Annotated in this window: 20 protein-coding genes; 14 read left to right on the top strand and 6 right to left on the bottom strand. The window is 53.3% G+C overall.

The genetic code is table 11. The features are described from left to right. Window position 1: 1 nt before the first annotated feature. A complete protein-coding gene (locus E0F26_RS04965) occupies window positions 2-967 on the bottom strand; it encodes a polyprenyl synthetase family protein (protein ID WP_279242937.1) in 966 nt (321 codons plus the stop codon). Between the two features lie 217 nt (window positions 968-1,184). Between E0F26_RS04965 and rplU the strand changes: the two genes are divergently transcribed. The 5 genes from rplU to E0F26_RS04990 all read left to right on the top strand — a co-directional run bounded on the left by rplU (window position 1,185) and on the right by E0F26_RS04990 (window position 5,016). After that, window positions 1,185-1,496: a 50S ribosomal protein L21 gene (gene rplU, locus E0F26_RS04970; RefSeq protein WP_279242938.1), complete on the top strand. Its 312-nt coding sequence runs from the start codon at window positions 1,185-1,187 to the stop codon at window positions 1,494-1,496. Between the two features lie 15 nt (window positions 1,497-1,511). Next, window positions 1,512-1,769: a 50S ribosomal protein L27 gene (gene rpmA / locus E0F26_RS04975; protein WP_279242939.1), complete on the top strand. Its 258-nt coding sequence runs from the start codon at window positions 1,512-1,514 to the stop codon at window positions 1,767-1,769. A 92-nt stretch (window positions 1,770-1,861) separates the two neighbouring features. Then, window positions 1,862-3,061 carry an Obg family GTPase CgtA gene (gene cgtA / locus E0F26_RS04980; RefSeq protein ID WP_279242940.1) on the top strand — a complete coding sequence of 400 codons (1,200 nt, stop codon included), beginning with the start codon at window positions 1,862-1,864 and terminating at the stop codon, window positions 3,059-3,061. Beyond that, entirely contained in the window at window positions 3,058-4,188 is a 1,131-nt protein-coding gene (proB, locus tag E0F26_RS04985) for a glutamate 5-kinase (protein WP_279242941.1), read from the top strand. Before cgtA ends, proB begins: the two co-directional genes overlap by 4 nt. 12 nt (window positions 4,189-4,200) lie before the next feature. After that, entirely contained in the window at window positions 4,201-5,016 is an 816-nt protein-coding gene (locus E0F26_RS04990; protein WP_279242942.1) for a ZIP family metal transporter, read from the top strand. 172 nt (window positions 5,017-5,188) lie between these two features. Here the strand turns inward: E0F26_RS04990 and hemH are convergent, their stop codons facing one another. Continuing rightward, window positions 5,189-6,268 carry a ferrochelatase gene (gene hemH, locus E0F26_RS04995; protein WP_279242943.1) on the bottom strand — a complete coding sequence of 360 codons (1,080 nt, stop codon included), beginning with the start codon at window positions 6,266-6,268 and terminating at the stop codon, window positions 5,189-5,191. Window positions 6,269-6,431: 163 nt separating this feature from the next. Between hemH and E0F26_RS05000 the strand changes: the two genes are divergently transcribed. The 4 genes from E0F26_RS05000 (at window position 6,432) to E0F26_RS05015 (ending at window position 11,801) form a co-directional block, all read left to right on the top strand. Continuing rightward, window positions 6,432-7,598 carry an acyl-CoA dehydrogenase family protein gene (locus tag E0F26_RS05000; protein WP_279242944.1) on the top strand — a complete coding sequence of 389 codons (1,167 nt, stop codon included), beginning with the start codon at window positions 6,432-6,434 and terminating at the stop codon, window positions 7,596-7,598. Window positions 7,599-7,654: 56 nt separating this feature from the next. Next, window positions 7,655-8,860 (top strand): acyl-CoA dehydrogenase family protein, encoded by a 1,206-nt coding sequence (locus E0F26_RS05005; RefSeq protein WP_279242945.1) that lies wholly within the window; start codon window positions 7,655-7,657, stop codon window positions 8,858-8,860. 12 nt (window positions 8,861-8,872) lie between these two features. After that, a complete protein-coding gene (locus E0F26_RS05010) occupies window positions 8,873-10,000 on the top strand; it encodes an acyl-CoA dehydrogenase family protein (RefSeq protein WP_279242946.1) in 1,128 nt (375 codons plus the stop codon). Window positions 10,001-10,274: 274 nt separating this feature from the next. After that, on the top strand, window positions 10,275-11,801 hold the full coding sequence (locus E0F26_RS05015) for a cryptochrome/photolyase family protein (RefSeq protein WP_279242947.1): 1,527 nt from the start codon (window positions 10,275-10,277) through the stop codon (window positions 11,799-11,801). A 115-nt stretch (window positions 11,802-11,916) separates the two neighbouring features. Here the strand turns inward: E0F26_RS05015 and E0F26_RS05020 are convergent, their stop codons facing one another. After that, window positions 11,917-12,069 carry a DUF2256 domain-containing protein gene (locus E0F26_RS05020; protein ID WP_279242948.1) on the bottom strand — a complete coding sequence of 51 codons (153 nt, stop codon included), beginning with the start codon at window positions 12,067-12,069 and terminating at the stop codon, window positions 11,917-11,919. Then, window positions 12,056-13,360, bottom strand: a complete 1,305-nt coding sequence (locus E0F26_RS05025) for a DASH family cryptochrome (RefSeq protein WP_279242949.1) — start codon at window positions 13,358-13,360, stop codon at window positions 12,056-12,058. The genes E0F26_RS05020 and E0F26_RS05025 overlap by 14 nt, the downstream gene beginning before the upstream one ends. 188 nt (window positions 13,361-13,548) lie before the next feature. On the opposite strand from E0F26_RS05025, the gene E0F26_RS05030 reads away from it, so the two are divergent. The 4 genes from E0F26_RS05030 to E0F26_RS05045 all read left to right on the top strand — a co-directional run bounded on the left by E0F26_RS05030 (window position 13,549) and on the right by E0F26_RS05045 (window position 20,716). Continuing rightward, window positions 13,549-14,658 (top strand): NADH:flavin oxidoreductase, encoded by a 1,110-nt coding sequence (locus E0F26_RS05030; protein ID WP_279242950.1) that lies wholly within the window; start codon window positions 13,549-13,551, stop codon window positions 14,656-14,658. A 185-nt stretch (window positions 14,659-14,843) separates the two neighbouring features. Further along, window positions 14,844-17,867: a TonB-dependent receptor gene (locus tag E0F26_RS05035; RefSeq protein WP_279242951.1), complete on the top strand. Its 3,024-nt coding sequence runs from the start codon at window positions 14,844-14,846 to the stop codon at window positions 17,865-17,867. A 765-nt stretch (window positions 17,868-18,632) separates the two neighbouring features. Next, window positions 18,633-19,862, top strand: a complete 1,230-nt coding sequence (locus E0F26_RS05040) for a NupC/NupG family nucleoside CNT transporter (protein WP_279242952.1) — start codon at window positions 18,633-18,635, stop codon at window positions 19,860-19,862. Window positions 19,863-19,864: 2 nt separating this feature from the next. Continuing rightward, window positions 19,865-20,716, top strand: coding sequence for a 2OG-Fe(II) oxygenase family protein (locus E0F26_RS05045; protein ID WP_279242953.1), 852 nt, complete (start codon window positions 19,865-19,867; stop codon window positions 20,714-20,716). On the opposite strand, the gene E0F26_RS05050 is transcribed toward E0F26_RS05045, so the two are convergent. After that, a complete protein-coding gene (locus E0F26_RS05050) occupies window positions 20,709-21,620 on the bottom strand; it encodes a DMT family transporter (protein ID WP_279242954.1) in 912 nt (303 codons plus the stop codon). The genes E0F26_RS05045 and E0F26_RS05050 overlap by 8 nt on opposite strands. A 78-nt stretch (window positions 21,621-21,698) precedes the next feature. Here E0F26_RS05050 and E0F26_RS05055 point away from each other — a divergent pair, with 78 nt between their 5' ends. Further along, window positions 21,699-22,247, top strand: coding sequence for a gamma carbonic anhydrase family protein (locus E0F26_RS05055; protein ID WP_279242955.1), 549 nt, complete (start codon window positions 21,699-21,701; stop codon window positions 22,245-22,247). A 19-nt stretch (window positions 22,248-22,266) separates the two neighbouring features. Here E0F26_RS05055 and E0F26_RS05060 read toward each other — a convergent pair whose 3' ends face one another. Continuing rightward, on the bottom strand, window positions 22,267-22,626 hold the full coding sequence (locus E0F26_RS05060; RefSeq protein ID WP_279242956.1) for a rhodanese-like domain-containing protein: 360 nt from the start codon (window positions 22,624-22,626) through the stop codon (window positions 22,267-22,269). Window positions 22,627-22,645: the final 19 nt, after the last annotated feature.

The following is a 22,645-nucleotide window of genomic DNA, read 5'->3' on the forward strand; positions in this document are numbered from 1 at the left end:
ATTAACTCTCCCGGGATAATGAAAAGGCAGCGAGTGTTTCTAAGCTTTTTTTCGCAGCGCTGGGCGCCAAGGTTTTTAGTTCTTCGTTGACGCTGTCGCAATGTGCTTTGGCTGCGATCCGTGTTTCGGCAATGCCGCCTGTATCGGAGGCCAGCGCCACGATTTTATTGAGATGCTCAGCAGATTTTGTACGCAGCGCCGTGGCGATGATCGCCGCATCAGCCGGCGAGGCGTGTTGCATAGCGTGGATCAACGGCAGCGTTGGCTTACCCTCGTTTAAGTCATCGCCCACATTTTTCCCAGTTGTCTCCGGGTCGCCCTCGTAATCGAGTACATCGTCAATCAGCTGAAAGGCTATACCCAAATTGAGCCCTAAATTGTGCATGCGGTGACGCACCTCAGCACTTTCTCCGCTAAGCATGGCTGCGCCTTCGCAGGCGGCCGCGAATAAAATCGCCGTTTTACGAGTGATGACATCAAAATACTGCTCGCGCGATGTGTCTGGGTCGCCCGCCCTCATTAACTGCATGACCTCGCCCTCTGCGATGAGGTTCGTGACATCCGCCATGAGTTTGAGAACACGCATATCATCAAGCTGCACCATGAGCTGAAACGCGCGCGTGTAGAGGAAGTCGCCCACTAACACGCTGGACGCATTGCCAAACTCGCTATTAGCCGTGGGCCTGCCCCGTCGAAGCGTCGAGATATCGACGACATCGTCGTGAAGCAACGTGGCGGTGTGGATAAATTCGATTACCGCCGCGAACTTGATGTGTTTATCAGTCACCTCGCCCATCGAGGCGGCAGCGAGCAAGGCAAGCAGGGGGCGAAGCCTCTTCCCGCCGGCATCAACGATGTATTGGCCTACGTTTTCGACCATATCAACATCGGAATGCAGCTGTTCTATGATGAGCGCATTTACTTGGGCAAATTCAGCCTCAACGCTGGCTCTAATCTGATTTATCACAATACATCTCCGGGGTGAGGACGGAGTATAAAGGTCCTGCGTCTTTCTTGTCACGAAGTGGGATATTTACAGCCTTTGGGTCCCTTGCCGCCCTTGCGCTTACAGTACAAACGACGTATTCTCCGCGCCCTTGTTTATGAACAACACTCGAGTGCCTACGCTCTGCCCCGCAAAGCGGTTATTACACAGCGAGCAGGCTAACTGGAAGGAAAACGACATGTACGCAGTAATAGTAAGTGGCGGTAAGCAGCACCGCGTTGAAGAAGGCGAAGTTCTGAAGCTCGAGAAGCTCGAAGTCGCCACCGGAGAATCCATCGAGTTCGACCAAGTTTTGATGGTCGGCGAAGGTGCGGATGTAAAGATTGGTGCGCCCGTTGTTGAAGGCAGCAGCGTTTCGGCGGAAGTGGTAAGTCATGGACGTCACGAGAAGATCAAAATTGTTAAGTTTAATCGCCGCAAGCACTACCGTAACGAGACGGGTCACCGTCAGTGGTATACGGAAGTGAAAATCACAGGCATCAAGGGATAACCAGGGAGTAGTCTAATGGCACATAAAAAAGCTGGTGGTAGTACCCGTAACGGACGCGATAGCGAAAGCAAACGCTTGGGTGTAAAGGCCTTTGGTGGTCAGGCAGTCTCAGCGGGCAGCATCATTGTTCGTCAGCGTGGTACGAAGTTCCACGCAGGCGCGAACGTTGGCATCGGCAAAGATCACACGCTCTTTGCGACAGCTGATGGTAAAGTAGAGTTCTACACAGGCGGACCGCAAAATCGTAAGCAAGTTCGCATTGTGACTGGCTGATAGCAGCATATTTCTAGAAAAGCCCTGTCAGTCGACGGGGCTTTTTTTTGGGCGCCATCCGCATTTTGGCGGGGCGTCTACGGGAGCGTAACGTGAAGTTTGTCGACGAAGCGGTAATCGAGGTCCACGCCGGAAAGGGCGGGAATGGCTGTGTCAGTTTTCGCCGGGAAAAGTATATTCCACTTGGTGGCCCCGATGGTGGGGATGGCGGTGATGGTGGGAGTGTGATTCTTGAGGGAAGTCCCTCGCTTAACACCATGGTGGACTACCGGTTCACCCGAAAGTTTCGCGCTCAAAATGGCGAGTCGGGCCGTGGCCGAAACTGTACGGGGAAAGCCGGTGACGATATCGTCCTGCCGGTTCCGCTGGGTACAACCATTATCGATGAAGAGACCGAAGAGGTGCTGGGTGATATCCAGGGTCCTGGGGATCGGCTTGTTGTTGCGCAGGGCGGGTTTCATGGCATTGGTAACACGCGCTATAAATCCAGTATTAACCGCGCGCCGCGGCAGTTCTCTGAAGGCACTGTGGGCGAGTCCCGCACCTTAAAGTTAGAGCTGAAAGTGCTCGCAGATGTCGGATTGCTGGGTCTTCCTAACGCAGGCAAATCGACCCTGATAAGGGCTGTTTCGGCGGCAAAGCCAAAAGTAGCCGATTACCCGTTTACTACCCTAGTCCCTAACTTGGGCGTCGTTAAAGTCGATGCTTACCGTTCGTTTGTCGTGGCCGATATTCCCGGCCTGATTGAAGGCGCATCAGACGGCGCGGGCCTCGGGATCCGTTTTTTAAAGCACCTGACCAGAAATCGAATTTTACTACACCTTGTCGATGTCGCACCATTTGACGAAAGCGATCCCGCTGAACAGGCCTTGTCAATTGTTCGCGAGCTCGAGCGTTTTAGTCCCACCTTAGCTGCCCGCCCGCGTTGGTTGGTTCTGAATAAAATTGATTTAATTGATGCAGAGACACTCGCCGAACGTAAAGAAGCCATCTTGGCTGCACTCGAGTGGACTGGGCCCGTGTATGAGGTATCCGCTATCAGTGGTCGGGAGACGGGTCGGTTAAGTGGTGATCTGATGACCGCGATCGAGTATCTGAACGAACAGGAAGCGCAAGACGAGGAGCTCAAGCTCCGAGAGCAGGATGTCCAAATGCAAATGCAGAGCGAGGCGCGAGAGCGTATCGAGTCCTTGCGGCTGGAGAAAAGAGCCGCGCGAATGATGCAGTCCGCTGACGCAGAGGATGATGAGGACATTGACGATAGCGATGTTGAGGTCGAGTACCGAAGTTGACCTCACGCTCACGCCAAACTGTCGCTGACGCCCATCGCTGGGTGATCAAAATAGGGAGCGCTGTTCTGACTGACAATGGTCAGGGGCTCAGCACTGACTTTATTAAGCGGCTCGCCGATGATGTTGTGGCGCTTCGAGGGCGCGGGTGCGAGGTTATTCTTGTTTCCAGTGGTGCCGTTGCAGCGGGCCTCGCGAGGCTCGGTATTCGAGCACGCCCGTCAGCCCTCGATGAATTGCAAGCGGCTGCGGCAGTAGGGCAGTCGTCTCTCGTGCAAGCTTACGAGGCGGCCTTCGCCCCTGCGGGCTACCTTTGCGCTCAGATTTTACTGAGCCACGACGATGTGAAGTCACGCGATCGTTATTTGAATGCGCGTGCAACCCTGCAGACTTTGCTGTCTCAAGGTGTTATTCCCATTGTTAATGAAAACGATACGGTGGTGACCGACGAAATTCGCTTCGGTGATAACGACACCCTCGCGGCGCTAGTTGCAAACCTTATCGACGCGGATGCGTTATTGATGCTGACAGATCAGCAGGGACTATTTGATGCGGATCCACGATCCAACCCCGACGCAGTCTTGGTGAGTGAGACAGATGCACACAACGCGTCCTTAGATCCCATGGTGTCAGAGGGCTCGACGCTTGGACGTGGCGGTATGATCAGTAAACTCCGTGCAGCGCGGCTAGCGGCCCGATCTGGAACACTCTCGATCATTGCCGATGGCCGCGACGCGCGTTCAGTCATCGAGGCGACGCAAGGTGGCGTGGTCGGTACGTTGTTTACTACGGCACAGCAACCTCAGCCTGCACGGAAGCAGTGGCTAGCGTCTTTGTTGTATCCCCAAGGTGAGCTGGTGCTGGATGAAGGAGCGTGTCGGGTAATCACGACATCAGGACGATCGCTACTGCCCGTGGGTGTGACGTCCGCGTCCGGAGATTTTGAAAGAGGCGATCTCGTTCGGTGTGTGAATACCGAGGGTGTAGAGATGGCTCGTGGCTTAATAAATTACGGCTGCGAGGACACCCAAAAATTATTGGGTCGTTCATCGACAGATATTGAACGTATTTTAGGATTCGGTGGTGAGGAAGAGTTGATACATCGCGACAACCTCATCACGGTACGTTAGCGAGACGCTTGTATGACAGTACTCATTGGTTACGGCCTTGCGCTTTTTATCGCCTCTTGGTTAGGCGGTTGGCTACCTCGCCGTGTTCAGCTTTCGCATACGCAAACCCAATTGATCATGAGCCTTGTCGCGGGGCTTATGTTGGGCGTTGCCGGATTTCATCTGATTCCTCACAGCTTCGAATTGGGCCAGTCTATCGATAGCACGATGTATTTCGTCGTGGGCGGTCTGGTCTTTATGTTGCTGCTGCTGAGACTGTTCCACTTTCATCAACACGATATCGCTACCGACGATAAGTTGTGCGTCGATACGAACGAGCATGACCACGCGCATGCTCACGATCATGCCCACGCGCCTCGTGACGTTGGCTGGATAGGCTTGTTATTAGGGTTGAGTATTCATACAACACTAGATGGGGTTGCGCTTGGTGCGATTCTTCGCGCAGAACAGTCCTCGGTTTTGCTTCCCGGCCTGGGTGTTTTTGTCGCTATTTTGCTTCATAAGCCGCTCGATTCGCTGTCTATTGAGACCATGATGCGGCTTGATGGCTGGAGTGAGCGTCAGCGAAGTGTGGTCAATGTCGTTTTTGCCGTGTTGTGTCCGATCGCCGCGTTTTTGTTTTACGTGGGTTTCAATGGACCCATTGCCAGCGTCCTACCTGCTGCACTTGGCTTTTCTGCAGGCGCCTTTATCTGCATTGCGCTAGCGGATCTTCTACCGGAGGTGCAATTTCACAGTCATGACCGACTCGTGTTAACGAGCAGTTTTCTCCTCGGTTTAGCCATCGCCTTGGCGTTGGGTGTTTTTGAGCCGAACTTTCATCAATAAAGCCGTATTGATCACGGCGCGCTTGCCTAAGCGAAGCCCGAAACAGTTCTGCCTGTACCGATAGAGTTCAGCCTGTAGTAGCCGAACAACTAAACAGACCGGTAAATGGGGTGACTCATTGTGAGCACGGGGCCGCAGGTAGGCCTTACGGCTCTTACGGTGAGGGCAGTCCCTACTCGCTGCCTAACTTGCACGCTTCTTCTTTGGTAATGCGGGCGTCGTATTTAGGGGCCGTCCAGCCAACCAACTGCTCGCCTACCAGGTGCGTTAGAACGTCGATGTGTTGAGGCGTTGCATTGAGGCAGGGAATGTATTCGTAGCGCTCGCCACCGGCTTCGAGAAAGTAATCACGGTTTTCCATGCCGATTTCTTCAATGGTCTCTAAACAATCTGCTGAGAAGCCGGGGCAGATAATTTGAAGCGATTTAACGCCTTGCTCCGGGAGACTCTGGAGCGTCTCGTCGGTGTAGGGCTTGAGCCATTCATCGCGGCCAAAGCGAGACTGAAAGGTAGACAGGTATTCCTCTTCTTCAAGCCCAAGGGCCTCGGCGACCAGGCGTGAGGTCTTCATACACTGACAGTGATAGGGGTCGCCCTCTAGCAGGTAGCGTTTCGGCATACCGTGATATGACAGGATCAATTTGTCTGCTCGCCCATGCGATTCCCAATGCTGTCTGATGCTATTTGCGATGGCGGAGATATATTCGGGGTGATCGTGATAGGAGCTGACAAAACGCAGGTCAGGAAGCCATCGCTGGCCTTGGAGCTCGTCCGACAAAGCGTCAAAAGTCGATGCGGTTGTGGGTCCACCAAACTGAGGGTAAAGCGGGAGCACAACCAGTTGCTGCACACCTTCTTCAAAGAGGGCCTGAATCTGTGACCCTATTGAAGGTTGTCCGTAGCGCATTGCTCCTTTGACAACGACGTTATCGCCCCACTGTTTTGTTAATCTTTCGGCGACACCCGAGACCTGATCCTCGAGGTGATACAAGAGAGGTGAACCACGATCTGTCCACACTTCAGCATACGCTTCGGCGGATTTTTTGGGACGCGTGGTTAAGATGAAGGCGTGCAGGATCATCCACCAGAGCAACCTGGGAACCTCCACAACTCGTGGGTCCCATAGGAACTGCTTCAGATAGGGGCGAAGGGCCTTTGCCGTGGGCGCCTCTGGCGTACCCAGGTTGGTCAGTAAAACGCCGATCTTTGGCTGGGTGCTGTGGTCGAAATTCGACGCACCAATGAATCTCATATCAAATCCTGTGATAAACCAACACAACAACGCAGGCAGGTTGCAAACAACACTACGCACGCCGTTGATTCACGGATGCCATTCTAACGCGATATTCGATTTGACTCGCCCCCCACAGCCCCCTATAACTCCCGAGACAAAAAAAATAGTTCTGGAAAAGACAATGAGCCTCACCTTTGACTCTGCACGAATACCGAATCCGCATCTGACCGAAGATCATTTAGCGTGGCGTGACGCGCTCCGACGTTTTATCGACAAAGAGGTCATGCCCTACGCGGAAGAATGGGATGAGGCCGGCCACATCCCAATTGAACTATGGCCCAAGGCCGCTGAAGTGGGTCTCCTTGGTGCGGGTTACCCTGAGCAATACGGTGGTATGGAAACCGACAGCTGGCACAACTGGATTATTAATGAAGAGCTATCGCGCGTGGGTGTTGGCGGTTTGTCTGCGTCACTGATGGTGCACGGTATCGGCCTGCCCCCCGTTATCAATTGGGGAACTGAGGAGATGAAGGCCGAAATTGCGCCACCTGTGTTGCGCGGTGAATCTTGGATTTCCCTGGGTATCACCGAGCCCGGCGGTGGGTCAGACGTTGCGAACTTGAGAACAACGGCGGTGCGTGACGGTGATCACTTCATTGTAAATGGGTCTAAGACGTACATTACGGGGGGCATGCGGGCGAACTATGTCTCCACCGCAGTTCGCACCGGGGGTGAGGGTGCAACGGGCGTTTCAATGTTACTTATTCCGACTGACGCTCAAGGGTTTTCTCGCACCCCGCTCGATAAAAAAATGGGGTGGTGGGCATCTGATACAGCGACCTTGTACTTTGACAAACTCCGCGTACCGGTCTCTAACCTGATTGGCCAAGAGAACCAGGGCTTTAAAGTCATCATGACGAACTTTAATGCCGAACGCATGGGCATGGCGGCCGCCATGGAAGCCTACGGTCGGGTGTGTATGGAAGAGGCGGTCGCTTGGGCCACAGAACGCCAAACTTTTGGTAAGCGTTTGGCGGATCACCAGGTGATTCGCCACAAGATTGCTACGATGAAACAGAAGTTAAACGCCACACAGGCTTATATCCGGATGTGCTACGAGGCTATCGAGGCAGGGGAGCCGAACGCGGGCGACATCGCACTTTTGAAGGTTCAAGCCAGCGAAGTGATGGAGTTTTGTGCACGAGAAGCCATGCAGATTTTAGGTGGCGTTGGGTATATGCGCGGTAACCGGGTTGAGCGGATCTACCGAGAGGTGAGAGTCAATGCGATTGGTGGTGGCTCCGAGGAGATTATGCGAGATTTGGCGAGTCGTCAGTACGGGCTATAGTTCGAATAGCTCACACGTTGGAAAACGCGCGTAAAAAATAAAAGAAGGAAAAAAGTATGACCGTAGCTGAGACCAGTCTCAAAAACTTCCAAGCCGACATCGATAAGTGGATGGCGGAAAATGTGCCTAAGAACCCGGGCTTCTTGTTACCGCTAACATTCTTGGAGGTGGGCACAGAGCAGCAGTTAGATTTTCTACGCGACTGGCAACACAAGCTGTGGAGTGCGGGCTTTTTGGGGATGCATTGGCCAACGGAGTTTGGAGGGCAAGGTGCTGACCCGGCTTTTCAGGGCATTGTTGATAAAGCGCTATCGGCGCATAACGCGCCCATCATTTTCAATACCATTGGCCTCAACTGGACGGGTCCACTTCTGCTCGACGTCGGTACCGAGGAAGATCGGCAGCGCTATGTTAAAAACATTCTGACGGGTGAAGAGATTTGGTGTCAGGGGTTTTCTGAACCAGACCATGGCTCCGACTTGGGTAATGTTCAGACACGAGCGGTTCGAGACGGCGATGATTTCATTGTGAACGGAAGTAAGATCTGGACAACGCTTGGCAATTACGCGGACCACATGATTTTGCTGGCCCGAACCGATACCAGCACAGCCCGGAAATACGATGGCTTGTCATTTTTCCTCGCGCCAATGAAAGTCGCAGGCGTTGAGGCGCGACCGATCAGAAAAGTGACAGGTGAGTACGGCTTCAATGAGACCTTTTTCACTGATGCGCGCATTCCAGGGTCTTGTCTGTTGGGAGACGAGGGCGGTGGCTGGCGAATGGCCATGAAAACGCTCGAGTACGAGCGGGGCGTTATAGCGGGTCAAGCAAGCGCTCACTCGATGCAGTCGATCGGGCTGGAGGACTTGATGAATGCCATGCATGATTTCGAGCGCGACGGTGCGCCCATCCTCGAGGATGCAATGATTCGAGATGAGCTCGTCAAGCTTGCGATTGAGGCAAAGGCCAACTCGATTAGCGATCGGCGTGCAGGCATACCAGCCTTGAATACCGACTACCCATTCGGCATAGCCTTGTCTAATAAGTACCGTCATACCGAGTACGCACGCCGTTTGAAAATGATGGGTGCGCATGTGCAGGGAGCCCAGGGAGCCCTGTTTATGGATGACGATAAGGCCTACATGGGGGGGTTCTGGCAACGAGCCTACTTCGCGAACTTCGGAACAACGATTGGCGGAGGTACCACCCAGATTCAAGCCAACATTATTGGCGAGCACGTGCTCGGCTTACCCAAGTCCTGAGGAGGTCGAGTCATGAGCGCTGTTATTGGAAGCAAAAAAATTAATTTTTCTGAGGAGCAGGGAATGCTGCTCGATGTTGCTCGAGAGTTTGTGAAGGACAAATCACCGGGCAGCGAAGTGCGAAAGTTTCTCGAGAGCGAACAGGGGTTTTCCGAGCCGGTTTGGCAGGAGTTGGTCGATTTGGGTTGGACGGGCATCAACCTTCCGGAATCGGTGGGTGGCTCAGGGTTGGGCATCGCGGCACTGATACCCGTTGTTGAGTCGATGGGTAAGGGCCTCATGGGGACGCCGCTTGTTTCAACTGTGCTCGCTGCGGAGTTAATTCGGCGGGCCGGCGGCATTGCCGAAGAGGATGTCCTCGAGGATATTTCAGGCGGTTGTGCGGCGACCGTGGCCTATCTCGATCGGGGTGATTGGGGGGCGGTCAATACGGGCGTGTCGGTCGATGCGCAAGGCGTGTTATCGGGTAGTAAATTTATGGTGCCCGATGCAGCGCAAGCGGCTTGGATTGCGGTTATCGGCGCCAATGAGGCCAGCGAACCTGTGGTGGCTTTGGTGTCAGGCGACGACATCGCTGTTCAGGCGCAGGAAGCTCACGCGCTTATCGATTTAACCAAGCGTGCTGCGACGATCGATTTTACGGGTATCAAGGCTCGGCGAGTATTAAGTGGCGCCAAAATCGAAGGGGCGGTAAGAGATTACCTACTCATTGGTGCGCTGTTGACGGCCGCTGAGGCCGTTGGCTCGACGTCGGCCTGTCTGGACGGCATTGTCGATTATCTCAAAACGCGGAAGCAGTTCGGCAAGTTAATTGGCTCTTTCCAGGCGCTGAAGCACCCGACCGTCGATATTTATGTAGGGATGGAGCAGTCTCGGTCCTTGGTTTACCACGCCTCGAGTGAGGTAGGAGAGGGACCCTTAAGCGCTGAGGCAGAAGTCGCTTGCCGAATGGCGAAAGCACAGGCATCAGAGACTATCCAATACGCGGGTGACCGCTCGGTGCAGTTCCACGGTGGCTTCGGGTTTACCTGGGAGTGCGATTCGTCGCTGTTTATCCGTCGCGCCGCTTGGAGTCAGCAACAGTTTGGCGACGCCATGCATCATCGGAAGCGATTAGCTCCGCTCTTGCTTGACGAATAGTGGCTCAGCGATAGCGCCAGAAGGCAGAGTTGGAGGCCTATCGCTCTCGGTACTGATGAGTGAGTGACGCGGGGCTGACTGAGAGGCAATGCGGGCTCTTATGTGCTGCCGTGTCCCGCGGATTGCTTGTTGCGTGATCTAGCGCCGAACAATGCGGGCACAAACGCCTTTACAAAAAGTCCGCGGCGCAGAGGGCGCTGTCGAAAAACAGCTGTGTCTACTTTTTTAAATTTTCTTGTGGGTCTGAGTTCGGCGCTAGTTCGTAACTCCCCCCATGAATGATTCTAAGCTTATCTTGGTCCTTGGTGACCAGCTCAGTACGCAGCAACCGGCCCTGAGGGCAGCAGTTCCGGGGCGCGACATTATCCTAATGGCCGAGGTGGCTGAAGAAGCCAGTTACGTTCGCCACAACCGTCATAAAATAGCGTTGCTGTTTTCGGCAATGCGCCACTTTAAGCATGAACTCGAGTCTTTGGGTTTTCGCGTCGAATACGTGCCGTTCGAAGCCGGTATGTCTAGCTTGGAGGCCGCAGTTTCTCAAGTCTTAGACGCCAATGATGTGTCGGAAGTGATGATTTGCGAGCCGGGCGAGTATCGGTTACTTGAGCAGATGAAAGATGTCTGGCCGCGCACCCTGGGAACGAGGGTGACGCTCCTTGAGGATGATCGCTTCCTTGCATCTCACACTGACTTCGCTGAATGGGCGCAGGGTAAGAAACAACTCCGTATGGAGTTTTTTTACCGAAAGATGCGCCAGCGTTATCAGATTCTGATGGATGGCAGTGAGCCGGCCGGTGGTAAGTGGAATTACGACGCGGATAACCGAGTTGGTTGGCGCAACCAAGTCGAGATTCCCGATCGACCTGACATTAGACCTGATGCAATGACCTCAGAAGTTATCGAGATGGTGCTCGCAAAGTTCCCGGACAATCCGGGAGATCTTCGGCAATTTCGTCTTGCTGTGACAAAGACGGATGCTGAGCGTCAATTTGATTGGTTCGTGGAAAATACGCTTGGAGACTTTGGTACTTATCAAGATGCGTTGGTAGAGGAGTCTCCGTGGGTATTCCATGGTCTCATTTCTATGTATCTGAATGCGGGTCTGCTCGACCCTTTACCTGTTTGCGAGCGGGTTGAGCGAGCATGGCGTGAGGGTAAGTGTTCACTATCGGCTGCGGAGGGTTTCATAAGACAGGTCCTTGGATGGCGCGAGTACATTCGAGGTATTTACTGGCTGTTGATGCCTGAGTACAAGGAGCGCAATACCCTTGGCGCAGCCAGGGCGCTTCCTGCTTACTTCTGGGATGCTAAAACCGATATGCGCTGTCTGAGTCGCGCTATCGAGCAGTCGCTCGATCATGGCTATGCCCATCACATCCAACGACTCATGGTCATCGGAAACTTTGCTTTACTGGCGGGTTTAGACGTCATGGAGGTCTGTGACTGGTACCTCGCAGTCTACGTAGATGCCTACGAGTGGGTTGAGCTTCCGAACACGTTGGGGATGGCGCTGTACGGCGATAACGCGGTAATTGCCAGCAAGCCGTATGCAGCGAGCGGTAAATACATCCAAAAGCAGGGGAATCACTGTCAACAGTGCCGTTACAAGCCCACCAAGGTAACCGGTCCCGAGGCCTGCCCTTATAACAGCCTCTACTGGCGCTTTATCGATAAGCACATGGATAAGTTTGGGAGTAATCCTCGCATGGGACTGGTCGTGGCGAACTGGCGCAAGCGTGATCCGCAAGAGCGAGAGGTGATTGTGAGCTGGGCCGATAAAATGATTGCAGATTGGACCTAGCGTCACAGCTTAGGACCTGCCCAAAAGACGTCGCTTTGCCGCGGAGTTAAAGTGCAGAGTCCTCGTGGGAGAGCGGTCTGACGCCAATTGCTTTTGTTAGGCTTGTGTTAACTCGTTAGTTTGTTTTTTGTTTTAGCGTATAGCGCCGCCCAGAGCAGCGCTTCGAGCAGTACACGACCGACTCCCAGTTGAGCTTCCACTTGGCGCGCCACGTAAACGGACGATCACAAACGGGACAGACTTTGGTTGGGAGATCAGACTTTTTCATTTTCAATGGGCCAGTCGGCAGCGTCGGTGACAAAGTCGGGTTGATGCGGTCTCACGCCTCCCCATTTCGCGATAAACAGGCCACTTGGGTCATGCTCTGCGGTCTGTTTGCTTAAGTTGAAGTGACGGCCCCCCCGCGGATCACTTCCCACGCCGGCAATGTACTGCCAATTGCCGTAGTTACTGCCGACATCGTAGTCGATCAAATGTTTCTCAAAAAAGGCTGCACCAAAGCGCCAATCGCCATCGAGTTCATTGATCAGGCAGCTGGCCGCAATCTGACGACCTCGATTACTCATCCACCCCGTCGCGACTAATTGCCGCATAAGGGCATTCACTATGGGATAGTTAGTGTCGCCAGCGCACCATCTCGCAAAATTACGAGGTTCAAACGTCGAGCGTCTCGGCTTTCCGGTCTTACCTGAGAGCATAAACATGGATTTACCATCCACCTCCGCTCGCCAGTAGAAGAATTCTCGCCACAGCAATTCAAAAAACAGCCAATAAGTCGATTCGTTGCTGACCCGCTGTCTCTCAAAGTCAAAAATGCGATGCGCCACCTCACGCACCGATAAATTTCCGTTTGCGAGCCAAGGGGAAAAAGTGCTCGAGCCGTCGAACCCGTCTAAACAATTTCGTGTCTGCTTGTACTCGGTAATTGACTCATCATCCCAGATAAACTGCTTTAGCCGCCTGAGACCCGCCCGCCGTCCCCCCGGAATGGGCAACCCAGGGTGGGGCTTATTGCTGGAGGGGGGCACCGCATCAAATTGCGCTGAGGGCGGCGGGGGTAGTTGTTCCGGTGCCGCCTTGGGTCCTCGGACGCTTAGCTTTTCCGCTTTGCGCCGAAAGGGAGAAAAAACCTTTGGAAAGTCCTCGAGCTCCATCGGGAGATCACTTTGCGTGAAGAGACTGTTTCCCCGGTAAATTTGAATCGGTATGGAGAGTTTTCCAGTCAAATAAGCGAGCGACTGTTTTTCCTCCCAGCCCGGGTGCTCGCTGACACTGACTTCTGTGATGCCGTAGCGCTCGACCAAGTGCGGAATGACAAGCTCTGGTGAGCCCTCAAGTACCAATAGGTCTTGTCCGAGGTCTTGTAAGTCTCGCTTCAACTCGATGAGTGATTCGCGTAGAAATCGGTCTCGCTGCTCGCCAATACCCGTTAGGTTGCACCAAGGTTTGGGCTTCGGCATGAGATAAAGACACAACAGAGACTCAGCCGCGGCATGGCTTGCGAGTGCTGGATTATCATTGAGTCGCAGGTCTGATCTAAACCAATGAAGGTGACGCATGGAAGAGTCCTCTGTGGGGTCTTCCACTCTACAAGAGCTCGTGTCGCTTGGAGACCCGTGCCCGACCTTCAAGCCGGACGTAGGTTCGACGGGTCTTGTGCGTATTTTTTGCATTTCGTCTGTTGGGGGGTCTATGCTCCCTGCTGCATTTCAGTCCGCATCAATTAAAACGATAAACAGGTTTACCTATGAGTACGAATGACACCCTTTTGAGCCCAACGCGCGTTGGCGGTCTCGATCTTAATAACCGTGTGGTGATGGCGCCTATGACGCGGAATCAATCACCCGAGAATGTGCCCACCGATGCCAACGTCGAGTACTACCGAAAGCGTGCGGCCGGTGGCGTGGGTCTGATCGTTACGGAAGGCACTTGCGTTGATCACATTGCAGCCAGCGGCTACCCCGGGGTGCCCTACATTCACGGGGAAGAGCGACTGGCAGGTTGGAGGCGCGTTGTCGACGCGGTTCATGCTGAAGGGGGTAAAATAGCGCCGCAGTTGTGGCACGTGGGCGGAATGCGCAAAAAGGGCATGCTCCCTGAGGGCGATATTGACGGTTATGCACCATCAGGCATGAACGTGCCCGGTAAGGTTAATCGGCACGTCATGTCCGCCGCTGATATTGACGATGTAATTGGCGCCTTCGCCAAAGGCGCCGCCGACTCCAAGGCGGTCGGTTTTGATGCGGTTGAGATTCACGGTGCTCACGGTTACCTGCTCGACCAATTCTTCTGGGAGGGTACAAACCAGAGGGATGATTCTTACGGTGGTTCGATGGCGAACCGCGGTAATTTCGTCGCCGAGATCGTCGCGGCCTGTCGTGCTGAAGTCGGGCCTGACTTTCCGATCATTCTTCGTTGGTCTCAGTGGAAGCAGCAGGACTACACGGCACGATTGGCAACGACCGAATCAGCGATGGCTGATTTTTTAGAGCCGTTGGTTGATGCAGGAGTTGATATTTTCCACTGCAGTCAGCGTCGCTTTTGGGAGCCGGAATTTGAAGGGAGTGATTTGAATTTGGCCGGGTGGGTCAAGAAATTGACCGGCAAACCAACAATAACAGTGGGAAGTGTCAGCCTCGATGCCGATTTTATTCCCGATCCGGGTGAGGTTGGATTCAAAGCGGCAAAACCTGCATCACTCGACAAGTTAAACCACATGCTCGAGCGCGGTGATTTCGACTTGGTGGCTGTCGGTCGTGCGCTGATTGCGAACCCTGACTGGGTGCGGGTAATAGAGCGCGGTGACGTGAGTCGACTTGTGGCCTTCGAAAAGCCGATGTTGATGACCTTGGACTGATCGCAAAAAACTCAAAACGGTGGGGTGTCTCTGTAGCGAGGCCGAAAAAAGAGGCGCCTCTATCATTTTGCGTTTGCGCCGGGGTTGTAATTAAGACGTCACATAGAAACAATGTAATAGCGATCGCATAGCGATTGCATGCGACCTGCTCAAAATTATTTCCCAACCCACCCAGGAGACGACTGATGTTTGCTCGAGGACTCAAAACTTCGCGGAAGGTGCTGGCAGCAACGATTGCCGTTGCAGCGGCCTCTGCATTGGTGGCGACGCCCGCCACATACGCTCAGGAAACCACCGCTGAGGTTCGCGGTGTTGTAATAGATACATCTGGCTCGCCGCTTGAAGGCGCGACAATTGTTGTGACAAGTAAAGCGACGGGTATTTCGAAAACTGTTGAAGCGAATGCTAATGGTGGCTACTCAGTCCGAGGTCTGCCTGCCGGTGTCGTATACGATGTTGAAGTTATGGCCAATGGACTGCAAAAGTCGATGACAAAAAATGTCTCGCTAGCCGTTGGTCAAGCAGCTGTACTGAACTACAACCTCTCAGCAATTGAGGAAGTGATCGTTACGGGCGCGCAAGTGGTGCTGGCTGAAACAGCCGTAGGACCCAATGCGATTTTTGATATTGCCGCGCTGCAGGACAGCCCAGCGATCAACCGGAACATTAACGACATTATTCAGCAAGATCCGCGTCTCTACGTTGATCAGTCGCGCGGTAGTGTTGACGCCGTTCAATGTAACGGGGCAAACCCTCGCTATAACAGCCTTACTGTCGATGGTGTTCGGTTAAACGACGGGTTTGGTCTGAACTCAAACGGCTACCCTACTCAGCGCATGCCTTTCCCTTACGATGCCATTTCAAGTGTGGCCGTTGAGATGGCGCCCATGAGTGTTGTTTACGGCGGTTTCTCAGCTTGTAACATCAACGCTGTGACCAAGGCGGGTCGAAACGACATCTACGGTTCGGCTTTCTTTGATTATGGGTCTGATGAGCTGCGTGGAGACAAGCTAGAGGGTGACAGCATCGCTCAGCAGAATTACTCGGAGACGCGTTATGGCTTCGAGCTCGGCGGTGCACTGATTGCCGATAAGCTTTTCTTCTATGGCGCCTATGAGAAGTACGAGGGGGCTGACCTCAATAACCGCGGGGCAATTGGCTCAGGTGCTGTGAATGAAGTGCCTGTTAGTCAAGCAGACCTCGACCGAATTGCGCAGATAGCACGGGACGTCTATGGCTACGAGCCAGGCCGTACGGTTTCAGAGCCGTTCGACTTTGACGATGAAAAATACCTTGTGAAGCTGGACTGGTATGCGTCGGATACACAGCGTCTATCGATGACCTATATGTACAACGACTCGTTTAACTTCACTCCGTCTGATGGTGACCTTGACGAATTCGAGTTCGATAAGCACTTCTATAAGCGCGGTGCTGAGCTCACGACGTATAACATCAACTGGTACGCGGATTGGACCGAAAACTTCTCGACTGAAGTTCGTTACTCCTACAACGAAGTCGATTTCCTTCAGGCTTCCGTATCTGGGCAGGATTTTGGAGAATTCCGAATCGAACTTGATGAGGTCGATGTATACCTAGGTCAAGACGACAGCCGTCAGGCAAACGATCTTGACTGGGAAGTTGAGCAGTTAGTTGCTCGCGGCACGTATGTTTGGGGTGATCACGCTATTACCTTTGGCTACGAGCGTGATACGTCCGATATCTTTAACCTGTTCTATCAGCACGTCGACACGGAAATCCGTTTCGATGGCATTGATAACTTTGAACAGGGTAATGCTGCGCGTGTCTACTACGGTAATGCGATTAGCAACAACGAAATGGATGCGGCAGTTGAGTGGGGTTACACCATCAATACCGCGTATATCGAAGACGAGTGGCAGGTAACGCCTGACTTCCGTCTCACCTATGGTCTGCGATACGACTATTACGAATCAGATGATGAGCCAGCCCTGAACCCGGCCTTTACGGCGGACTATGGCTTCCCCAATACAGCAACATTGGACGGGCTCGATCTTCTCATGCCGCGTATTGGCTTTACCTATGACATGAATGACAGCATGACGCTCAGTGGTGGTGTAGGTCTCTTCTCAGGCGGAAACCCCAATGTCTGGTACTCAAATGTGTTCTCTAACACCAATACCACGGCGGTGCAGACACAAATAAGAGGCATCAATCTCTTTGAGCAAGACTACGAGCTTTGTGAGTCCGGTGTGCCTGTTTGCGGTCCCGGCTACGGTGTGCCCTCTCAGCAGGTGGCTCAGGTTGCTGCAGGAGACGGTAGTAACTTTGAGATCGTCTATCTTGACCCAGACTTCGAAGCGCCTTCAGAGTGGAAATATGCCTTGGGCCTTACGTGGGAAACTGATGCGGGCTACTTAATCACCGCCGATGCGCAGATCACGCGTGGCAAAGACACGGCAATTTATAAGCACGGTGATTTAGAGCAGGTTGGCACCAATGACTTTGGAAACGGCTACCCCGCTTATGAGAGTGTTCGTCTGTCGTCATTCGAGTTGACTAATAGCAGCGTCGGTAACGAGTCTGAGTCGGTTGCTGTGAGCGTCTTTAAGAGCTTTGAGAATGGTTTGGATATGCGCCTTGGCTATGCGTGGGTAGACTCGAAAGACGTCAACCCCATGACGTCCTCGGTGGCTTTTTCTAACTACGTTAATCGAACGTTCTATGACCCAGAAGAGGAAGTGCTCTCTCCCTCAAACTACAACGTAGAGCATCGTGTTACGGCGGTTCTGAACTACAACGTCAATTTGTTCGGTAGTTACAACACCCGCTTCTCGCTGTTCGGTCAGTCAAGTTCAGGTGTGCCCTACAGCGTTACGCTAGGTGGCTTCGAGGGTACAAGCTTGGCCTATGGCTTTACGCCTTACCTGGACTTCCTCGAGCACGTCTTGGTGGAGCCTGGAACGCGTAACAACCGTCGAGGTAGTTCTTGGACAAAGGCAGACCTGCGCATCTCGCAGGAGTTGCCTGGGCTTAGCGACGAGCATAGCGCCCGAGCCTTTGTGGTTGTTGATAACTTTACGAACCTACTCAACGATGACTGGGGTGTCCTCTACAAGCCTAACTTCCCGTATGGCGTCACACAGGAAGACATCGATGCGGGTCGTACCGAGTCGCGTATTGGCGGAGCGTCGCTCTGGGAGATTCGGGTAGGGTTTAGTTACAACTTCTAATTACCCACTGAATGAAAAGGCACCTTCGGGTGCCTTTTTTTTGTCTGTAAGTTTTGTGAGGGAGGCTTAGATATTCCTAAAAGTTATGTGTTTTTATTTAAAAATTAATATAAGGCAAAACTTACATTAATTTTTGTTACCTTTAATGTAGAAATAGGTAACATATAAACCAAATGATGCTTGTCTACGTTAACAAGGAGGTAACATGAACAGCACGAATTCAGGATGGTTAAACTTTGCAAGCACGGCATTCACCTTTTCTGTGGTGATCTCCGTCATGTTTTATTCTGTAGGGTCCATGGTTTGAAGGACAGTTTGCGAAAGGTTTCGAGAGGTAAGGGACTTGTGCCCACGCTGATCGCGCTGGTCGTGATAACGCTCGTCACTGAGCGAGGTCTATCATCGACCATGAGAAAGCCCGGAATATTTGTAACGCGGTCGGCGCAGGCAGGTGTTTACGTCCCCGCCTTCATGGACTCGCTGTAAGCGCGCGCATGGGCACCCCCTTCGTGGGGCCTGTTATGTGAGCGTGGTAACGACATATTTACTCGCCTTTTCCGTTTTGCCAGTAAGTGAACGGCCAGCATAAAAAACCTGATCTCATAATCTGATTTAATGACTTAGGTCGTCACACACCAGCCTGTGGCCGCAGCATTTACGCCGCTCATTGGCCGAGTCGCTCTCGATAAGTAAATTGTAATATTAAGTTTGGACGACCCTCCGTTTCTCGGTATGGTTACGCCTTCCAATTTTTCGGGGCGTCTTATGCACAGCGTTTTCGGCATGCTGGTCATCGTGGCTTTCGCCTATACAGTCTCCTCCAGTCGGGAACACATTGCCTGGCGGACTGTTGGCATTGCATTTGTTATTCAGTTTGCGATTGGCGGCTTAGCGCTATTCACCTCGTGGGGAAATCGGGCGCTTAGTGCAGCCGCTGATGCGACCGGGGCATTATTGAGCTATTCCCGCGCCGGCATTGATTTTATGTTCGGTCAATTAGCAGCCTATGACGGTCCTATCGGTTTTGTGTTTGCCGTAAATGTCCTGCCCGTGGTGGTGTTCTTCAGTGCTTTCATAGCGGTGATGTATCACCTTGGGGTCATGATGTGGATTGTTCGGTTTTTGGGTGGTGGCTTACGGCGACTGCTCGGGACGAGTCATGCCGAATCGATGTCAGCCGCAGCCAATATTTTTGTGGGTCAGGCCGAAGCGCCTTTGGTGGTGAAGCCGTTTATTCCAACGATGACGCGCTCCGAATTATTTGCCGTGATGGTAGGCGGGCTCTCGACAATCGCAGGCTCGGTTATGGCCGGTTACGTCGCCCTGGGGATACCGTTGGAGTACCTAGTTACAGCGAGCTTCATGGCGGCACCCGGTGGTCTAATGATGGCCAAGCTCATCGAGCCAGAGACAGATAATCCGATTGTGCCCAAAGTGGGTGATACATCGACGACGCCACGTTACGTTAATCTCATCGATGCGGCGGCGACTGGGGCGCTCGATGGCTTGCGTATGGCGGCGGCAATTGCCGCGATGCTCATCGCTTTTGTCGCCCTGATAGCGCTTGTAAACGGCATACTGCAGTACTTCGGTGCTTACGTGGGTTTCGGCGAAGTAACCTTAGAGATGATTCTTGGCTTTCTCCTGAGTCCTGTCGCGTGGCTTTTGGGTGTGCCCTGGGCTGACGCATCCATCGCTGGAAGCCTCATTGGTCAGAAGCTGATACTCAATGAGTTTGTTGCGTATGTTGCATACTCTGACGTCAGCGCTTCGATGTCGCCCATTTCACAAGCTATCGTTATTTTTGCGCTCTGCGGTTTCGCAAATCTCTCGTCCATTGCCATATTGCTGGGCGGTCTGGGTGCGTTGGCGCCTTCTCGGCGAGACGATATTTCACGATTAGGTGTTCGAGCACTTATCGCTGCCACCTTGGCGAATCTAATGAATGCAGCGCTGGCTGGGTTTTTCCTGTCACTACCGGGGGCTGCCGGTTGAGTATGAACACACAGACACCCTCAGAGTTACCGCTGATCGACTTCAATAAGGAGGGCGCCAGTCAGTCGTTTTTCGACAGCTTGAGGACGTTCGGATTCGCGACCCTCGTGAACCATCCGCTGGATATGGTCCGAGTGGACCGTATCTACACGAGTTGGCGTGACTACTTTGCCGCGGGTGTTGGTTCACAGTTCGTTATGGATCCAAAGAATCAAGATGGCTACGTAACACTTGAGCAAGCCGAGAGTGCGAAAGGCCAGGTATTGAGAGATCACAAAGAGTACTTTCAATTCTATGACTGGGGGCGATGCCCTGAGCACCTAAAGGAAGACCTAAGCGATCATTTTCAAGATTGCGTTCGTTTTTCCGCTACCTTGCTTCAGTGGGTTGCATCCCACCTTCCTCAAAAGGTCGCTGAGTCACTCTCGATGCCCTTAGAGGAGATGATTCAAGAGAGCGCACAGTCGATGTTGCGCGTCCTGCATTACCCGCCCGTGCCTGATGGTTCGGCACTTCCTCGCGCGGCGGCGCATGAAGACATTAATTTGCTGACTATTCTGCCCGCGTCAGACGGTCCTGGCTTGGAGCTTCAACTGCAGGACGGGAAGTGGATTGAAGTCGTCAACCGGCCCTCTCAGGTTGTCGTAAATATTGGCGATATGCTCCAGGAGGCCACGGGCGGTTACCTGCGTTCGACGACCCACCGTGTTGCTGCCACCAAGACTGAAGATCTGCGCCGCGGACGCATGTCCTTGCCACTTTTTCTGCACCCCCGGCCCGATGTCGTTTTGTCAGACCGATACACTGCAAATGCGTATCTTCAGCAGAGACTCAAAGAGTTAGATGTTATTTAGGGCGATTGAGCGCCTGCTGACCGACCAGCCCTGCCAAAATAAGCAATAGCCCGGCAAGCGTGCTCGTAGCGACCGGCTCACCGAGCACTGTCGCGATGAAGACAAGCGATAAAGGTGGTGCGAGGAAGATGAGGCTGCTGACCCTAATGGGCTTGTCTGTGAGCTGCATGGCGTTCATCCAGAGCACGAAAGCGAGGCCCATTTCAAAAAGACCCACATAAAGACCGCCCATGAGGGTGCCCACGTTCATATCGGGTAGGCTCGCAGTTGCCGCTAATATCGCCCAAAGTATCGGGACCGCCATCGAGAAGTTGAGTAGCAAGGCCACCTCAGGATCCATCCTCTCGTGCTCGACGGTTCGGGTATTGATGACCCATGACAGCCCCCACAGCACCGTCGATCCGATGGCCAGTAACACGCCCGTTACGTTCTCAAATTCGAACGATGCGAGGTTGCCGTCTGTGACAATAATTAGAATGCCAAGATAGCTTAAGAGCGCCAGCGCTGCCTCCTTTCCTGACGGAAGACTGCGTGAAAAGCACGATGCGATAAGCGGAAGCGTGAGTCCCCAAGTGTAGTTGATCGCCATCGCGTCCTGCGCAGGTAGCAGGTCATAAGCGCTGAACAATACCCAGTAAAAGAGGGTGGGGTTGAGGAAGCCTAAGCTAAAACACCGTAGGAGCGAACGCCTCGAAAGGGCGGTGAAACTCAAAAGCGTTCCTCGGGACACAAGCCGCGCAGCAAAGAACAACCACGATACCGTCGCGGCAAGCGTAATGAGCTGCATAGGGGAGCTGAACTCCAACGCCCATTTAAACGCCGTGGCCATGGTGCTCCATAGGCCAACTGCCGCCATCCCATATACCAGCGCAAGACGATTTGTTGATGGGGTTCCTTCAGACATAGGTTTCGGACTGTATTCCTCGCTAGCCAATGAGTAGACTCGAAGCCGTATTCGAAGCCTATCTAAGAGGAGCCAACAATGGGCCACATCAGCAAAAATGTCACCCTCGATAACCCAGCCTACATCCATGAATCGGCGTGGTTATATGGGAAGGTCTATATTGGCCCTGGAGCCTCGGTATGGCCCAACGTTGTGACACGTGCTGAAACGTATGAGATTCGCATTGGTGCACGAACCAACATCCAAGATTTTGTCATGATCCATGTCGGTGCGGCCTCGCCAACGATTGTTGGGGAAGAGTGCTCTATTACGCATCATGCAACCCTTCATGGCTGCACGATAGGTGATCGCTGCTTAATCGGTATTAACGCGACGATCATGGATGGGGCAAAAATCGGCAATAACTGCATTGTCGCGGGGCACACTATTGTCACGGAGGGCAGTGAGTTTCCCGACAACACGATCATTGCAGGCGTGCCCGGAAAGGCCGTTGCGACCAGAGACTGCGGTGAGGCTAACCTTGTGAATGCCAAGTTTTACAGTGCCATGGCCGAGACCTATGCAGCGGGTGACGATCGCTTATCGAAAGAAAAGGTCGATGAGGTTCTCAGCTCTTTGAGTTCCTGACCTGGTGTTGCCGGTAGCGCTAGGAGTTTGGCTCCCCGAGCGCGTCTTCAAGGTTCTCCATGGCGCCGCCATCAAAGACGCGTTGAAAGCCAGCGGCTTTTAGCCGCGTTTTAGCTTGCGCAGAGCGTCGTCCGCTTCTGCAGTAAACAATGACCTCGTCATCCAGAGCGACACCGGACTTGAGAAGGGAATCGGGTAACCCCTGAAGTGGGTGGTTAAGAGCACCATTGAGCGCCCCCGCACCGAATTCCTTCTCGGTTCGCACATCTATGAGCGTAGGCGATGTGACACCCGCTTGAATGACCTCAAGGTCCGTTGCCCAAACGGCGCTTATCCCCATCAGGAAGGTGGTGAGTCCCGCAATAAAAAGGGCGCCCATTCGCGCCCTTGGAGAAGAC

The sequence above is a fragment of the Candidatus Paraluminiphilus aquimaris genome, assembly GCF_026230195.1.
GTDB classification, from domain to species: domain Bacteria; phylum Pseudomonadota; class Gammaproteobacteria; order Pseudomonadales; family Halieaceae; genus Luminiphilus; species Luminiphilus aquimaris.

Coding starts and splice junctions, on each gene's coding strand:
- E0F26_RS05010 (WP_279242946.1), top strand. CDS start 8,873: ATGAGCGCTGTTATTGGAAGCAAAAAAATTAATTTTTCTGAGGAGCAG.
- E0F26_RS05045 (WP_279242953.1), top strand. CDS start 19,865: ATGAACACACAGACACCCTCAGAGTTACCGCTGATCGACTTCAATAAG.
- E0F26_RS05015 (WP_279242947.1), top strand. CDS start 10,275: ATGAATGATTCTAAGCTTATCTTGGTCCTTGGTGACCAGCTCAGTACG.
- rpmA (WP_279242939.1), top strand. CDS start 1,512: ATGGCACATAAAAAAGCTGGTGGTAGTACCCGTAACGGACGCGATAGC.
- E0F26_RS05050 (WP_279242954.1), bottom strand. CDS start 21,620: ATGTCTGAAGGAACCCCATCAACAAATCGTCTTGCGCTGGTATATGGG.
- rplU (WP_279242938.1), top strand. CDS start 1,185: ATGTACGCAGTAATAGTAAGTGGCGGTAAGCAGCACCGCGTTGAAGAA.
- E0F26_RS05040 (WP_279242952.1), top strand. CDS start 18,633: ATGCACAGCGTTTTCGGCATGCTGGTCATCGTGGCTTTCGCCTATACA.
- E0F26_RS05000 (WP_279242944.1), top strand. CDS start 6,432: ATGAGCCTCACCTTTGACTCTGCACGAATACCGAATCCGCATCTGACC.
- E0F26_RS05025 (WP_279242949.1), bottom strand. CDS start 13,360: ATGCGTCACCTTCATTGGTTTAGATCAGACCTGCGACTCAATGATAAT.
- E0F26_RS04990 (WP_279242942.1), top strand. CDS start 4,201: ATGACAGTACTCATTGGTTACGGCCTTGCGCTTTTTATCGCCTCTTGG.
- E0F26_RS05005 (WP_279242945.1), top strand. CDS start 7,655: ATGACCGTAGCTGAGACCAGTCTCAAAAACTTCCAAGCCGACATCGAT.
- E0F26_RS05035 (WP_279242951.1), top strand. CDS start 14,844: ATGTTTGCTCGAGGACTCAAAACTTCGCGGAAGGTGCTGGCAGCAACG.
- E0F26_RS05020 (WP_279242948.1), bottom strand. CDS start 12,069: ATGAAAAAGTCTGATCTCCCAACCAAAGTCTGTCCCGTTTGTGATCGT.
- E0F26_RS05055 (WP_279242955.1), top strand. CDS start 21,699: ATGGGCCACATCAGCAAAAATGTCACCCTCGATAACCCAGCCTACATC.
- E0F26_RS05030 (WP_279242950.1), top strand. CDS start 13,549: ATGAGTACGAATGACACCCTTTTGAGCCCAACGCGCGTTGGCGGTCTC.
- hemH (WP_279242943.1), bottom strand. CDS start 6,268: ATGAGATTCATTGGTGCGTCGAATTTCGACCACAGCACCCAGCCAAAG.
- E0F26_RS05060 (WP_279242956.1), bottom strand. CDS start 22,626: ATGGGCGCCCTTTTTATTGCGGGACTCACCACCTTCCTGATGGGGATA.